The following is a 15,748-nucleotide window of genomic DNA, read 5'->3' as shown; positions in this document are numbered from 1 at the left end:
TAATTTTATATGTGAATAATATACTGAACGTATAGTTTTGTAAATAGGCGAGCACAACTTTATTTTTTATCCGTAATTGGTATACTGAACGTATAGTTTATTTTTGTACGTTAAGATATGTATTGGACGAAAGAGGATGATGACGATGAATGGAAAAAGAGGCAGGCCGCGTAATGTGGAAGCACAAAAGTCGATCCTTTCCGCATCTTATAAGCTATTGCTGGAAAGTGGCTTTCAAGCCGTCACCGTTGATAAAATTGCCGAACGTGCCCAAGTTAGCAAGGCTACGATTTATAAATGGTGGCCGAACAAGGCTGCCGTGGTCATGGATGGTTTCCTGCATGCCGCTACGGCCAGACTGCCCGTGCCTGATACTGGTAAAGCATTGAACGATATTCTAATTCACGCCACGAATTTAGCCGGGTTTTTGATAAGCCGCGAGGGGACCATCATTACGGAGTTATTGGGCGAAGGGCAGTTTGACTCGGGATTGGCCGAGGCCTATCGGGCTCGTTTTTTCAGTCCCCGCCGGCTTGAGGCAAGAGGTCTTTTGGAGAAAGGGGTTCAACGCGGGGAATTGAGACCTCATCTCGACATAGGCATCTGCATTGATCTCATTTACGGTCCGATTTTCTATCGTTTGCTTGTGACAGGCGAACCGATCGACGACTCCTATGTGCGGCATTTAGTAGAAAGCGCATTTGAAGGAATCCGCTCTACCTGAAGCGGCAATTCAAGAATTCCATTGCATTGTGGATGCCATATAGAGTGACGATTAGTCACATCATGCCAAAAAAGAGCGTTCCCCCACTTGAGGGAAACGCTCTTTTATAAGTTAACCGTATTATTTCAAGCCCAGCACTTCAAAATCATAGATCCGCGCTGCCGTATCCCCGCCCTGTGTCGCCTTCTCGATCTGAAGACGCACGTACCGCGCGGAGGTAAGTTCGATGGCATGGCTGCTGATCGCTTTCGTATTGTCTTTGACCGATACGGCATCCTTCCATTCCTTGCCGTCCGAGCTTACCTGAATGGAGAATGCCCGCGTATTGAACGCGGCCGGCTCGCCTCCGGCTTCCGCATGCTTAATCACGAATTCGCTGACCTTATGCTCGGCTCCCAAGTCCACCGTGAGCGTGTGAGGCCCGTCTCCGACGGCACACCATTTAGTGGCGGAATTACCGTCCACCGCAAATTGGGGCGCTTCCTTCTCGTTCACGAAGCTTGACGCGGACGTCTTCTTGCCAAGGGCAAGGTTTCCGACGCCATTCTCGGCTTCCCGGGTAACCGTGATAAGCTTCTTCTGAACCCTATCCTCGCCAACGCTGTTTTTAGCGGTCAACGTGACTTCGTACGTTCCTTCCTCGGGATATTTCACTTTAGGATTCTGCTCCGTGCTGGACGCCGGCTGTCCGCCAGGGAAGCTCCAGCTCCATGACTCCGTCACTTCTGAAGAAAGATCCGTGAATTGTACCGTTTCTCCCGGCGCAATCAAGGTCTTATCCGCCTTGAAGGCTGCAATCGGCTTCGGATATTCCGGCCAGTCAAAGCTTACGGATGCCGCTTTTCCCTGTTGGTAGTGGCGATTTACCGGAATCACGACCATTTTGGTTGCATTCTCCTTAAGAAGCCGCTTCATTTCGGGTACGTAATAAACGGTATTTCCCGTCATGCCCATCAACTCGTACTTGCCGTCCGGATGGACGCGATAAACCTGGTAGTACAAAACATCTTCATCCTGTTTTGGCGCCTTCCACGACAAGCGCGCATCACCATATATCCCGTCGCGGAAATCGTTTTCGATTACCCGCAAATCAGTCACCTCGTGCGGCTTCTTCGCCTTGTCGTTCACCTGCGTAACCGCCAGGCGGCCGATATTGGCCCGATAATCCGCCAGATCCGCCGCGGACTCGAATTGAAGCGAGATTCCCGCAATCGTGCGGCCTTTATACTTGTTCAGCTTGACGCTTCCCTGCTTCCAATTCTGATCCGCGCCCGTGCTGATCCACTTGCCCGGTTCGAAAAATTCGTACCGATCCGGCGCATCGGAGAATGCCAAGCCAATCTTCACCTTGGCGTCCTTCGCATTGTCTACATAAACGAGCGATACTTCCGTCGTGGCTTCTACCGGGATATTCGCCTTGTACAGCTTTACATGGGTGGAAGAGCCTTTGCTTACGGCACCCGCCACCTGAAGCGAGCTGCCTCCATAATAGGATTTGCCGAAATCAAATCCCGGTTTCAGAGCCTCGCCTTTGCCGTTTGTCTCCGTGATCCAGCGCCAGGTTGGCAAAATATCCTGCAGGCTCCGGTTGCTCCAGTCGCGGCTCCGCATCACTTTGCCGTCCACCGCAAACATATGGCCGTTGCCGGTATTGAAATGGGTAACGAATTCGGAATCGGTGAGCACGGTTTTTGCAACGACATCATTGGCAATCCCTCTCCAGGCAAGCGGATCGGTCCCCTCAGGCTGCGAGGTATTCGCCGGATTCATTCCGGGTCCCACCCAGAAAATCTGCTCCTTTTTCATGTACTCCTCATGGGTTTCGGAGCTGTTGAACGCCCAATCGGGACGGTAAATGCCAAGGGAGGTCGTAGCTTTCTTGCCGTCCGGGAACAGAACCGGCCAATTAAACTTGCCTTCGTAGCCTTTCGCCTCCACATCAATGCCGGCGTATAGATCATACGGGCTGCGGCCAAGTTCCGCCGCTTTGGCCGGGGAGTTCAAGAACGGAGTAATGTAATCGTATTTGCCGTTCTTCTCATCTTTGAACTGCCAGCGGAAATCGATAAACATATTGTCGGAAACCCGCTGATTCCCCGCTTGGAAGAACATCTCGTTCTTATCCGTCAAGGCCCCCTGCCACTTCACCGGTCCCTCCTGAATCATGGAATCGTACCAGATCACTTCCATGCCCGGCGCTTTCTTCTGCTGCAAGTAAGTCAAAAACTCAGCCATCTTGGCGGCATCTTCCGGAGTTCCGCCCTGGGTCTCCTGATTGATAAACCAGCCGTCAAATCCGTAATACGTCGCTACCTCAATCAGCTTGTCGGCAACCGGGAAAGAGCCGTCCTCCCGCTGCTTTAACAGATCATGCAGCCACTGAATTTTGCCCCCATGCTCGGTTTGCGGCAAGAAAACGGTTCCAAAAACGGGAACCCCATTCTTGTGGGCCGCATCGATCACGTCGCTGCTTGGCGGAACGATTAATCCCTCGCCTGCCGAGCCGCCCCACATCACCAGCTTGTCGATATACTGCCAATTGCTGAAGGTATAGGTATGGAACTTCTCCGAGCCTTGGGAAGGAGCTCCGCTTGTGCTTGGATACATGGAAGCAATCGATAAAACCTTCACTTCCTCCTTGGCATTGCTGTTTACCTTGCTGCCTTGTATACGCTGATCCTCCAGCTTAACCGTTCCCCGGTTAAAGCGAGCATCCTGGTCCTTAGACGGCGACCATTCCAGCAGCGTGTTCGGATACCAATACGACGAGTGAGGCTGTGCCGCTTCGGCTTCTCCGGCAAAGCCCGTCAGGGATGTGGCAAGCAAAGCCGTGCTCATCCATACCGTCATTCTGCGCTTCCACTGGGCTTTAGTTAAATAATCCGGTTTGATTCGTTTCAATGGACAAACCTCCTATGTTTGCGATGACTTCGTAGTGAATCATGAATCTTTTCCAGCAAAAGAAAGAATGACAGAGAGAGACGGCTGTAAGGAACAGCCGCTTCTACCCTTCATACACTTTACGGATTACTTGTTTTGAGCCTTCCACTCATCAAACTGTTTTTGAGCTTCAGCGATAACTCTGTCGATCCCGGCATCCTTGAACTTTTGTTTTGCTTTTGGCAGATATTCGTCAGGATCTACGGAGCCGGTGTACAGCGCGGGAATAAATTCCTTGGCTACATTCGTGATGGCCGCAACCTCCGTTTTTACCGGAGCTGTGTTGAAATTAAAGCCGAACGTAGGCGCCACTACAGCAGAGGTGTTGAATTTCTCGAATGCTTCCCATTTGTCCTTAGGCTCGCCTTCGTGAAGGTAAGTCAGGAACATGTTGCCCAGCGCGAATCCAGGCATCGCGTAGTTCTCCTGCATCGCAGGCATATCCTCGATGTACGGCTCTTCAAGCTTCTTGTAATGCGTCCCTTCCAAGCCGGATTGAATCATATTCCGGAGTTTCACATCCGTGTTAAGCAGGTTCAGGAACATCATCGCCCGCTCCGAATTTTTGGAGTAAGAAGAAATAGCCATCATCGAACCTGCTGCGGAACTGGTGTAAATGACAGGATCATGCATCGGTCTCGTCACGATGTCATAACCCGCGTTTCTGGACCAGCCGAGCTCGGCGTATGGCTGCGTAATCTCGCGGTCCACGAGCCATTTGCCGGTTTTGATGTTATCGATGCCGTCCAGCGTCGCAACGTCCTCGCGCACATAACCCGCTTTATAGTATTCGCGCATGGTGGTCAGAGCCGATTTCAGCTCAGGTGAATCCAGCAAATTCACAAATTTAAAGTCCTTGGTGTCGATGTACATACCGATCGGAATTTCATCGCCAAGCGGGAAGTCGAACGGCAAGTACGGTTTAAAGCCTTTCGGTACGGCAAGCGGTGTAATATCCGCAGGCTCGTTCTCTTTAATCGCTTTCAGAAGCGGCTCCAGATCCTCGAGCGTCGTCACCTTGGAAATGTCCAGGTTGTACTTATCCAGATACTTTTTGTTGAAGCGCCATACAAACTGCTGTGCCAGTTCCTTGTTGGCCGGGATACCATAGTTCACGCCGTTAACCTTCGTTCCTTCCAAGAAACGGGGATCCAGCGCTTCCTTAATGCCTTTTCCATATTGATCAAGCAGGTCATTCAGCGGCTTAAACGCGCCCTTCGCCGCATTTGGAAGATAATCGAACGCCCACGAGCTAGTGAAGGCGATGTCGTAATTCTCGCCGGAGCTCGTAATGACCTGCATCCGCTGGCTGTAATCGCCCCAGTCGATCATGCTGATTTCGATCGTTGCATTGATTTTTTCCGTCAGATATTTATTGATTTCCTCTTGAACCATAGGCAGGTCCTTCTGGTTAGGCCCAATCATGTACATTTTCAGTTTGACCGGATCCAGCTTGGAGGCATCGACCGTGCCGTCGCTTTGAACGGCCGCCTCTTCCTTCGCAGGTTCGTTCGGCTTATTGCCGCCTTCCTTGCTGCCGCAGGCCGACAATACGACCGTCAGCAGAAGCACGAGAGCAAGGGACAGTATAGAAACCTTTTTCTTAAACATGAGTTTTTCCCCCTGTATCACTTAATGGTTATTGCTATATTGACACCGCTTACACACTTGATGCATCAAAGCCGGATTTCTCCGGCAGTGTGCGATGCGGGTTCAACCTTATGAAATTATCCTTTGACCGAGCCTACAGTCAGGCCTTGGACAAAATATCGCTGGAAGAACGGATACGCCATGACAATCGGTAATGTAGCCAATACGACCATCGCCATCCTTACCGTCTCCGTCGGCAGGCCAGCTGCTGCATCGAATGAACCGATATTCTGCGCATTCTGTGTCAGAAAGTCCATGTTCTTCTCGATCTTCATGAGCATGAACTGCAACGGCGGCGTCGACTGTGGATTGTTATAATACAGCAAGGCATTAAACCAGTCGTTCCAGTAACCCAAAGAGCTGAACAAGCCGATGGTTGCAATCCCCGGCAGCGAGACCGGCAACACGATTCTGATAAAGGTCAGAAATTCGCCGGCGCCATCGATTTTGGCGGACTCGATAATCTCATCCGGAATCGTCGTTTGAAAAAAGGTCCTCATGACGATGATGGAGAACGCGCTCAAGGATAAAGGAAATATCAACGCCCAGATCGTATTTTGCAGATGCAAGAACTGGGTCATCACGATATAACCAGGTACCATACCGCCCGAGAACAGCATGGTAAAGAATGCGAGGAAGCTGAAAAAACCTCTAAATTCAAAGTTTCGACGGGACAATGCATACGCATAAGTCGTAACCAGAGCCAGACTCACCAGCGTTCCCAGCACCGTGACCAGGAGCGTTAAGCCGAATGAGGACAGCAATTCGCTTCCCGTGTTGAAAATATATTCGTACGCCGCCGTGCTGAACTGGCTCGGCAGCAGCCTGAATCCTTCCAAGACCAGTGTCTGTTCGTCCGTCAGGGAAATAATAATAACAAATAAGAACGGAAAGATACAGGAGAACGAGAAGACACCGATCACGATATTGAAAATCGTATTCCACAACGGGGAGATGGCGTTATAGTCTCTCTTTCTTGAACGCTTTGCCGGCTGATCGGCGGTTTGCGTTGATAGCTGCGTCATTGAAGTTGCACCTCCCTCGGATTAGAAGATCGCATGATCTTTTTCAATTTTTCGAACGATATAATTGGCAATCAGAATCAGAATCAGCCCTACAAACGATTGGTACAGGCCCGCTGCCGTGCTCATTCCGATGTCCCCCATATTGATCAGCCCGCGGTAGACGAAGGTATCGATCACGTTCGTAACCGGGTACAGCGCGCCCGAATCCTTCGGAAGCTGATAGAACAATCCGAAATCGGAACGGAAGATGCCACCGATCGCCAATATGGTCAGTATGATCATAAGCGGCTTCAGCAGCGGAATCGTGATGTACCGCACCTGCTTCCACTTGCTGGCTCCGTCGATGACGGCCGCTTCATAATAAGACTTGTCGATCCCTGTAATAGCCGCAAGATAAATAACGCTGTTGTAGCCTACGCCTTTCCAGATGCCGACAAAAATGATGATGAAGGGCCAATACTTTGATTCCGAATACCAACTGATCGGCTCTCCTCCGAAATAGGTAATGATTTGATTCAGCGTCCCTTTGTCCACGCTCAGAAAGGTGAACGCAAAATAACTGATGATGACCCACGACAAAAAATGCGGCAGAAACATGCCGGTCTGATATACCTTGGCCGTCCGCTTGTTGACAAGCTCGCTCAGCATGATAGCAAAGCCGACCGCAATGATCAGGCCCAGGATGATAAAGGCCAGGTTGTACAGGATCGTATTCCTCGTAATGATATAGGCATCATTGGTCGTAAACAGATATTCAAAGTTTTTGAATCCTACCCATTCGCTGTTGAACACGCTGGCGAAAAATCCGTCCGGGCTTATACGGAAATCCTTAAAAGCGAGAACGGTGCCGAACATGGGCAAGTAAGCAAAGACAAGAAACCAAATGGTTCCGGGCAGTATCATCAGCAGCATAAACCGGTTGCGTATAACCTTTTTGATGAACCCCGACATGAGCACTCCTCCTCTTCCCCGTTAAATACAAGTGATGCGACTGTTATTGAAGATCCCCATGGCCTTTGTCATCGCGAATTTTCTTATCACTCGCCCTAACTAATATAATTGTGCCAAGAAAGCGCTATCGCGCTCAAGTTGAAAAATACTAGAACGGGATGGATAAATTAAAGAATCCTCCAAAAACAAACAACAAAAGAACAGGCCAAAGCTAATTAGCCTTGAGCCTGTCACAAAGGGTTCACTGTTTATTAGATCCGATACATGGACCTCATCTCGGTTGGAGACACGCCCGTATATTTTTTGAACTGCCTGTAAAAGTACGAGCTGTCTGTATAACCTACGCTGAAAGCAATATCCGCCGTCTTCTGATCCGTATGTAAAAGGAGCTGCGTCGCTTTCTCGATGCGGTACTGGTTCAAATAATCCGAGAAGCTTGCGCCAACCTCCTGCTGAAAGAGCTGCCCCAAATAATTCGGATGCATCTGCAGCCGCTGGCTCAGCGTCTTCAGGGAAAGCTCTTCCGGATAATTGTGCTGCACCTGCTCCACAAGGAACGAAACATGCAGGCTATATCCCTGATCCGCTTCTTGCAGGCGCTCGAGGCTGCGTTCGACGATACGCCATACATGATTTCGGAGCCCCTGGAGCGTATTGATCCGGTGCATTGGCGTAAATACCTCGCTGTAATCGGGGTTTTTCTCCATATCCTTCGCCGCAATCATCAGTTGGACAGCCGCATTCAAGCAGGCTCCCCTCGGTACCGTCTGCACCCCGCTGCCACCGCCAAGAACGGATTCTATATAGGCCTGCAAAGATGAAACGTCTCCTTCGATCAGCAGCTTCGCATAGGTATCGGGGCGGACGGACGGCGAAGAAGCCTGAACGGATTCCAGTTCCGCAGGCGGATTGTAAAGGGTCTTTTCATCTCCTGCAATCAGGCAGGCGTTGAAATGGCCTTTCCCTTGCCTGTAGCTCTCCTGAATATCTTTAAAATCATTGACTCCCGCATTTCCTTCGGAGCACCACATCCGCAAGCCGGTCAACTGCCGCAGCTTGGCCATGGAACTTCTCATACCCTCCCGCGCGGCATCTCTCAGTTCATTCATCGCGACAGACAAAACGACGATGTCGTCATCCGCATCGGGAAAACAGATCACCTCATGTTCTCCCCCAAGCTCTTCCAAAAAAGCCCGGCATAATTCATCGGCTAGGTTGGTCAAGCGGTAGAGCTGGGATACCGGGCGTTCGTCGGATATAAGCCGCAAAACGTAAACCTGGTAAGACACATAATTCAGCGGAATTCCGAGAAGTTCGGCTCTTTGTTTCAATTCCGAGCTTTTGATTTCGCCGTTAACCCATCGCTGCAAAATATTGCTGCGGAGGATCTTCCAATCCTCCTCGGAGCGAAACCGTTTCAATTCCTCGCGCTCCCAATCGCCCCGGATATGCTTGATAGTCGCTTCCAGCTCCTCGATGTTGATCGGTTTCAAAATGTAATTTTGAATGCCGAGCGTGATCCCTACCTTCACATATTCAAATTCTTCGTATCCGCTCAGCACAATAAATTTGGTGCGGGGATGCATCTCTTTTACCTTCTTGATGAGCTCGAGTCCGTTCATTCTTGGCATCATAATATCCGTGATCAGCAGATCCACGGGCTCTTCCCTCAACTTCTCAAGCGCCTGTATACCATCGTTGGCCGAACCTGACACGTGCAGATCGTACTTCTGCCAATCCACAATGGTGGCCAATCCCTGAGCAATCAAAGGCTCATCATCAACAAAAAATACCCTCCTCATGTCGTCTCCCCCTTGCGAAGCATCGGTATTTCCATGCGGACCTCGGTTCCCTGTCCCTCCGTGCTGTTTATGGTCACTCCGTAATCGTTTCCGTAATTCAGAACGATCCGTTCATGTACGTTCGTCAGCCCGATCGACCGGTAACCCTTGTCGGGAGACTGGAGGGCCTTGTCGGGAGGCTGGAGGACCTTGTCCAGCGTCTGGCGAATTTGGATCAGCTTTTCCTCCGGTATGCCCGTTCCATTGTCCGAGACAATAATCACGACCCGGTCCCCTGCCCTATGGGCTCGGACTGAAATTTTATTGTTGTCTTCCAGCGGACGAAATCCGTGAACGATATAATTTTCCACGATCGGCTGGACCAGTAGCTTGATAATGCTGAGGCTTTGGATTTCCGGATCCACCTCGATTTCCGTCTCCAGCCGTCCGTCATAGCGGATGCGGAACAAGTCGAGATAAACCGAACACATGTCGATCTCCTCTTCAACGGTAACCATCGTGCTCTTTTTAACCATGTTCTTGAACATGACCGACAAGCTGTATATCATTTGGCCTACTTCCTTCGCCCCCACGAAATACGCCTTCATGCGAATGGATTCCAGCGTATTGTATAAAAAATGGGGGTTGATCTGCGACTGCAGGGCAATCAGCTCCGCGTTTTTTTGCTTGATTTCCGAGGTATACATTTTATCGATATATTGCTCTAAACGGTCACCCATGTCGTTAAATCGGCGGGAAATCTGCTGAAGTTCGTCTTCTCCGGACATCTGGATGCGCGTCGACAGATCGCCTTCGCCGATCCGGTTCATCGAGCGGATGATCCGCTGAACTTTTTTGGAGAACTTTCGAACGATCGTAAACGTAATCGCAAAACTGGCCGCCATAAACACAAGGGTTACCAGGATAAGTCCGGTTCTCAAACTCTCCGTGCTCTCTTCGATCAAGGATTGCGACACAATCCCCACCACCGACAGGCCCGCATTGCCGACATTCAACATGTTCACTTTGGAAGGTTCATCCAGCTCAACCCAGTCTCCGGATTTTTCCAGATCTAAGTGATAGGGATAGGTTTGACCGTAGTACACATCCTCCGAGTCGTAAATAACGGTTCCCTGGGCGTTCAACACCAAAATCCGGCCTTTTACCGAAGCGCGGCTCTCCAGCCAGGATGAAATTTGCCGGGCGTCGAACTCCACGTTCAACATTCCCACCCGTTTCAGGGTCCAAGGGTCCTTCAGCTCTCTCGAATAGGAATACGATCTTGGACTGGAGCCTGCGGATGAACCCGAGATCTCGTTTTGCGGCATGGTATCCCAGCTGTGCTGCTCCCTGCGGGCGAACCAGGTCTCCCACTTGTTTTTGGAACCGGATTCATTATTCAGCTGCTGGTTGGTCCGGCTGATATGCATATAGAAATTGTTCGGATAGCTGTAGATGGATACGCTCTTAGCGCTTGGCTCCTGCTCGACGTAATTCTTCAGCAAGGTATTGAAAGACCTCAAACGCTGCTCCCCCGTCTTGGTGTACAAATCCAGACGATATTTCAGGTAACTCTCATATTCGTGGTTCAAAAAATAGATCAGCTCGTCGCTCAACGTGGCATCACCGTAAATCTGCTGAAATATATTCTGTATGCTCTCATACTGCCTGCTCAAATAGATATTCAGGACATGCGCGGATTTGAGATTCGCATCGGTCTGCTCACGGAGTATGCGCTGCGTCTGATATTGATAAACCAAGGTTGCCGCAATCGCGAACAGCACGATCATGACGGTCGAATAAAGCACGACGATTTTGTTGAACATTTTTCGCTTCAGATGGTTTAAATAGAATTGGCGCAGTCTGAAAATATGAAACACACCCTGTTCTATAATGGTCACTTCGGCACCCAGTGTACACCGTTTCCGTAAACCCGGCAATTGAAATTTGCATCTTTACGTAAGAGCACCGTTTTACTAGCACAGCATTGATGATTACGCAGGATACGGGGGACGGCATTCCGTTCGTCCTGACCGAACGCAGTATGGAACCACTATACTATGAACTGGACTGAACAAGTCGGGCCAGCTCATCCGTATTTATGATATTGAAGAGCAGCGGGAGGTTTTGGCGAAGGGAACTCGCGGCAACGTGCTACAGATTTTCGAGGATAAAACACTCGCCGATGAGGCATGGGATTGCGCTGCTTCGAAGTATCGTCCATCTATAGACTAGAGGAATGCTCCGCTAAATGTTGAATATCTATTAAGGAAAAGATGTTGACTCGTTCAATGCCATGAATGATTTGATGAAGAATTATTGTTTTTTTCAGCTGGCCCAATTGACGGATGCTACCAGGTTGAACGATGAACAGAGGCATCAATTAAGGGATTCTTCTTTTTTTTCTACCTTTATGCGCACCCGGTGAATGAGGAAACCCTCTACGCCTTTTCATTCCGCGGGCAAGATTTGATCCATACGAGAACCAATAGAGCATGCAGCGGCAGCTCCTTGATAAAATGAGCCGAGATAGCATCTTCCTTTGTTGTATTATTTACGCCCGTCATTGAATAGCGCTGCTCCAGTCATGAAACACTGGCTTTTCAGTGGCTGTTACATCAAGCAGTTTTGATGAATCAGTACGCCTAAAATCTACAAGAAAAAAATTGACACATAGAGCGTCTTGTTTTTGATAAGCTCGTTACCTCAATAAACCAAAATCCCCTTATCAAGAACAGACTTGTTTTGCACCTGATTCCCTATAATATATAACTTTTGTAAATTTGGCAGATTCACTAAAGGCTCTACATTGGAAATAGCGTTATTTTCTAAATGAAGCACCTCAATTTGTTGCCAATTTTTCATGAATTGTAACGATTGAAGTGAACTGTCTTGCATTGTAAATGAACGTAAGGCTGTCAAATTAGCAAAGTAAGGCATCACCTTATCCATTTCATGCAACCAGTCACCATTACCTATTTGAAAAGATGCATGATTCAAAGTTAAATGTTCCAGCGTGTTATTCGCAAATGGATTCTGACTATTTATTTGAAACTTACATTCATTACAATTTAACGTTTTTACATGCTGCAAATTGAATAATGCACTCGTTTCATCGTAAAAAGCCGTCTCAATTAAATTTAATGTTTGCAGGTTGGGTAGACGATTCAAAGAACTGATACCTATAAAATTTCCATACTCCATAACTGAAAGTTGTTCTAACTGCGGGTATTTCACTAACTCTGCCCCATCCAAATCTACGCCGCGTATGTAAACCGTCAAAGATTTTAAAGCAGGCGCCTCTAACTTTGGTATGAAAGAACCTGATAATTCAGCTTTCTTTAAATTTGGCAATGCGAATGATGATACAGATCCATAATAATCAGTTATCGATAATTCAGTCAGGGAAGTCAGGCTATTCACAACCTCAACAGATTCCAATTGACTTACATGAGATAAATGCAGCTTCGTTAATGATGACTTATTTCTAAGGCGTTCTAAATTCGTAATGTCAGCATAATCAATATCGAGCGATTGCAAGTTAGGCATGTTTTGTATAAAATCAAGCGTTTTTAAATTCCTTACCATCGAAAGCTTCAACTCTTGTAATTGACTGAGTGCATAAAGTGCGCTGAAATCTGTTGCATCACTATTATTTATTGCTAATGACTCTAAACTAGTTAATGAAGACAACCATTTCAAATCATTTATTGTACTTAAAGACAATGATTTTAATGGCAGTTGATTCAGTAGATGGAAGTCTGTAACAGTCTCATTGACATACGAAATTTCAAGCGATTGCAAATTCGGAAACTCTAATAATAAAGCCAGTTCCTCGTTACTTCGAATTTGTGTGGAGAGTTCTACTATTTTAGCTTTATCACCAAAATAATGTGCAAATAGTCCAAATGATTCGTTAAAGCCGCTTGTATAGCTTTTTAATCCTTGCATATGTCGGAAACTAACTTTCTGACTTTGTGAAACTTCGTATTCACCCATTAGATTTAACTCAGTTAGTCCGCTAAATGCCTCAAAGTCTTTTTGTTCGATTTTTTGTGTATTCAATATTTTATCCGTAATCACATAGTTGGACATTTCAGCTTTCTCATTCGTAAATGGATCATCAAAGCTATAAGCAAAGTGCCACTGATCTTGATCATAACGAGTAGACAAATAACGGATACTTGCGATTTCTTCTTCTGTTGGCATCGCTACACCTTTATTAAAAATATCTGTTAAAAAGAACAGAAGGACTTCGCTTTCAGGCACTGTTCGAATAGGTAATTTTACGTCGCTGCTGTCCTCTGATTGATTGCTAGTCAAAAGGAAATATCCAACCATTGAACAAATGAGTACGATTGACACAATGAATAGCATCTTTAAATTCGTCTTTGGTTGTGTTGTTGTATGAACAGGAGGCGTCCCATAATAATTATTAATCGTTTGGTCAACAAAATAGACCTTATTCTCCTTCAACAATAATTCAGTTTCACAATAAGGACATTTGAATGTTTGCCCTTCTTTATATTCAATTTTCCCATGACAATTTGGACAATTTAATATAATAAATTCCACTGGCCACCCCTCCTAATATCCTTATCTATTAAGGCAAATTCTATCATTCGTTTTGTATAACCAAAGAATAGAACAAAATGTCCCCACATCTATCATATTTATTGTTCAATTAAGCACTGAGAATATCTCAACATCTCCATCCAATATAGCTTGAACTAACTCTTTGTCAGATCTCATTTATGCTCACCTTTATAAATGCTATTCACATAAAAAGTTCTCCTAAAACCAAATTACTCCTGCTACCGGGAAAAAAACTTGCCACATCTAATCCTGACCGATTTACCGCTTTTCTCTCCTATACTTGCATATATGCTGCAAGGCGGAAAAGCGGACATTGATGAATATTACTGTATTGAAACTGAAAATGAACTTATTCTTAGATTTTTTGACTATGCATTAAAGGGCATTGGCCGTTTCACTTCTAAAGGGACATATTGAACTCGATTAACACAACTCAAATATGTTTAACAATGCCAATGCCTCTTCATGATCAGGCTCGCGTTCTAATAATTCCCGTACGTATCTCAAAGCATCTTCGTCTAACTCTAACTCGAAACAACAAATGGCTAGACAATAAAATACGGTCGATACGATCTCACCTTGTTCTTGATGTATTGAAATTTCTAAAAAACGTTTGGAGTCCTCGTACATTTCCATCTCAAACAGTAGCAATCCAGCATCAAGCGCTAAGTCATAGCGCTGCTCCATTACGTAGTACGATGACCACATAAGCTGTATGCCTCTCAAAATATCCTGCATTTCTTCATCGTTTGCATCCGGCAACAGACTAGAGATCTGCTTCGTACTTTGAATGAAAAATTCCGCATCATATCCACCCAAACGCCAAAAACTCAATATTTGTTGTAGTCCCATGTTATCTAGATTACGATCTACCCATATCTTCATACTGAAAAACTCGTCCGGACCAAAGCGTTCAATAAATCGACGATAAGCTAGTCTTGTATTGAAATAGTCCATTGGTTTATCCATATTGAGAATACAGCCTACATTTATATTTTTATAATGATGCGGGGGAAATAACGCCGTAGCCCCTCTTCGTTCAAAAACATGCTGAATCGCATGATAGTTTGCCGTTAAAGAAAAACTTCCGTGTAGGATTAACTCTGGCGGTTCTGCGAATTTCCAGTTATCAAGCAAGTGATCTCCTTTGTCTGCCGTTATTAATAGGAATCCCGCCTGAGACAGCCGATTCAAACGCTCCAAACAAGTTATTCCAGCAACAGGAAACAAAATATGCGAATCTTCTAATTGTTCCTGATAGATTGCAATGACATCACGGTATGGATAGGTTTCTTGTTCGTACTCGGGTGCCCGTCGATGCTCATAATGCAAAGATATTCGATCTAATACTTCGGATGGTTTAAGTGAATCCATATGTTCAGGATATTCGACAAAAACATCTGCTTCATAAATTCGACCATCACCTACATAAATCAACTCTTGTGGAATACTATCAAAAAAGTAGTTGGCAATAATGATTAACGGTTGTTTTAAGTCTCTTTCTCTAATGGTTGCGTCTGACACGACGAGGTTCAGAGCTGTATCATGAACAGCATCAAATTGCGCAAAATCCAGTAATCCCTCGGCAATAAAAGATTGTAGAGCAGGATGCTCCTTCCAAGCTAAAACATTGTTTATCGCCAAATCCGTCATAATATAACGGAACGGAGGTAGCACTATCCCCGCATAGTCTCTTAACCGGCACAACTCACTTAACACATGGTAAGCAAGACGTCCCGCCCCTGCTCCAAGCTCCATAATCATAATAGGCTCCGAACTATACTCCTTATTGGCCCGATCTTGAAGAAGCCCGAATATCATTTCCGCATATGAAGTAGCGATCATCGGATTACTCGTTATATATTGGGGAACTTGGTCATTGTTCCAAGCCTTCGTTCCTTCTTCTTCATAATAATTCCGCTGGATATTCCATATAGGCGCTTCACTAAAGCGGTAGCGTTGTTTTTTATTAAATGTCATTAAAACTTATCCTGCTCTCTGAAAGTTATTCGATACGATACGATACGATTCGATATCTATTACCTTACTTTATAATAACCCTTTTTACGATAGCACATCCC

At 46.5% G+C, this 15,748-nt stretch carries 11 protein-coding genes; 2 read left to right on the top strand and 9 right to left on the bottom strand.

The annotated features are described in order from the left end of the window. Positions 1–136 precede the first annotated feature (136 nt). Positions 137–724, top strand: a complete 588-nt coding sequence (locus tag B9N86_RS29720) for a TetR/AcrR family transcriptional regulator (RefSeq protein WP_208916957.1) — start codon at positions 137–139, stop codon at positions 722–724. 120 nt (positions 725–844) lie between these two features. On the opposite strand, the gene B9N86_RS29715 is transcribed toward B9N86_RS29720, so the two are convergent. From B9N86_RS29715 to B9N86_RS29690, 6 genes are all read right to left on the bottom strand, one after another. Next, positions 845–3,625, bottom strand: a complete 2,781-nt coding sequence (locus B9N86_RS29715; RefSeq protein WP_208916955.1) for an endo-beta-N-acetylglucosaminidase — start codon at positions 3,623–3,625, stop codon at positions 845–847. 126 nt (positions 3,626–3,751) lie between these two features. After that, the gene (locus B9N86_RS29710; RefSeq protein WP_208916953.1) at positions 3,752–5,275 is read right to left on the bottom strand and encodes an ABC transporter substrate-binding protein; all 1,524 of its coding nucleotides are present in this window, start codon (positions 5,273–5,275) and stop codon (positions 3,752–3,754) included. A gap of 116 nt (positions 5,276–5,391) precedes the next feature. Then, positions 5,392–6,339 (bottom strand): carbohydrate ABC transporter permease, encoded by a 948-nt coding sequence (locus B9N86_RS29705; protein WP_208916951.1) that lies wholly within the window; start codon positions 6,337–6,339, stop codon positions 5,392–5,394. Between the two features lie 21 nt (positions 6,340–6,360). Next, positions 6,361–7,290 carry an ABC transporter permease gene (locus tag B9N86_RS29700; protein ID WP_208916949.1) on the bottom strand — a complete coding sequence of 310 codons (930 nt, stop codon included), beginning with the start codon at positions 7,288–7,290 and terminating at the stop codon, positions 6,361–6,363. A 251-nt stretch (positions 7,291–7,541) separates the two neighbouring features. Beyond that, the gene (locus B9N86_RS29695; RefSeq protein WP_208916947.1) at positions 7,542–9,092 is read right to left on the bottom strand and encodes a response regulator transcription factor; all 1,551 of its coding nucleotides are present in this window, start codon (positions 9,090–9,092) and stop codon (positions 7,542–7,544) included. Further along, a complete protein-coding gene (locus B9N86_RS29690) occupies positions 9,089–11,011 on the bottom strand; it encodes a sensor histidine kinase (RefSeq protein WP_244562891.1) in 1,923 nt (640 codons plus the stop codon). The genes B9N86_RS29695 and B9N86_RS29690 overlap by 4 nt, the downstream gene beginning before the upstream one ends. 130 nt (positions 11,012–11,141) lie before the next feature. Between B9N86_RS29690 and B9N86_RS29685 the strand changes: the two genes are divergently transcribed. Then, complete coding sequence (locus B9N86_RS29685) at positions 11,142–11,306, top strand: glycoside hydrolase family 38 C-terminal domain-containing protein (RefSeq protein ID WP_208920962.1); 165 nt, start codon at positions 11,142–11,144, stop codon at positions 11,304–11,306. Between the two features lie 206 nt (positions 11,307–11,512). Here B9N86_RS29685 and B9N86_RS30735 read toward each other — a convergent pair whose 3' ends face one another. The 3 genes from B9N86_RS30735 to B9N86_RS29675 all read right to left on the bottom strand — a co-directional run bounded on the left by B9N86_RS30735 (position 11,513) and on the right by B9N86_RS29675 (position 15,647). Continuing rightward, entirely contained in the window at positions 11,513–11,638 is a 126-nt protein-coding gene (locus B9N86_RS30735; RefSeq protein WP_280174962.1) for a hypothetical protein, read from the bottom strand. A gap of 139 nt (positions 11,639–11,777) precedes the next feature. Continuing rightward, a complete protein-coding gene (locus tag B9N86_RS29680; protein ID WP_208916945.1) occupies positions 11,778–13,646 on the bottom strand; it encodes a leucine-rich repeat domain-containing protein in 1,869 nt (622 codons plus the stop codon). Between the two features lie 444 nt (positions 13,647–14,090). Beyond that, on the bottom strand, positions 14,091–15,647 hold the full coding sequence (locus tag B9N86_RS29675) for an SAM-dependent methyltransferase (RefSeq protein WP_208916943.1): 1,557 nt from the start codon (positions 15,645–15,647) through the stop codon (positions 14,091–14,093). Positions 15,648–15,748 lie beyond the last annotated feature (101 nt).

Source organism: Paenibacillus uliginis N3/975 (genome assembly GCF_900177425.1).
Classification (GTDB): Bacteria; Bacillota; Bacilli; order Paenibacillales; family Paenibacillaceae; genus Paenibacillus_AQ; species Paenibacillus_AQ uliginis.
The sequence above is the reverse complement of the archived record's forward strand: the minus strand, read 5'-3'. Positions and strand labels throughout refer to the sequence as shown.

Coding starts and splice junctions, on each gene's coding strand:
- B9N86_RS29720 (WP_208916957.1), top strand. CDS start 137: ATGATGACGATGAATGGAAAAAGAGGCAGGCCGCGTAATGTGGAAGCA.
- B9N86_RS29710 (WP_208916953.1), bottom strand. CDS start 5,275: ATGTTTAAGAAAAAGGTTTCTATACTGTCCCTTGCTCTCGTGCTTCTG.
- B9N86_RS29705 (WP_208916951.1), bottom strand. CDS start 6,339: ATGACGCAGCTATCAACGCAAACCGCCGATCAGCCGGCAAAGCGTTCA.
- B9N86_RS29700 (WP_208916949.1), bottom strand. CDS start 7,290: ATGTCGGGGTTCATCAAAAAGGTTATACGCAACCGGTTTATGCTGCTG.
- B9N86_RS29695 (WP_208916947.1), bottom strand. CDS start 9,092: ATGAGGAGGGTATTTTTTGTTGATGATGAGCCTTTGATTGCTCAGGGA.
- B9N86_RS30735 (WP_280174962.1), bottom strand. CDS start 11,638: ATGACGGGCGTAAATAATACAACAAAGGAAGATGCTATCTCGGCTCAT.
- B9N86_RS29675 (WP_208916943.1), bottom strand. CDS start 15,647: ATGACATTTAATAAAAAACAACGCTACCGCTTTAGTGAAGCGCCTATA.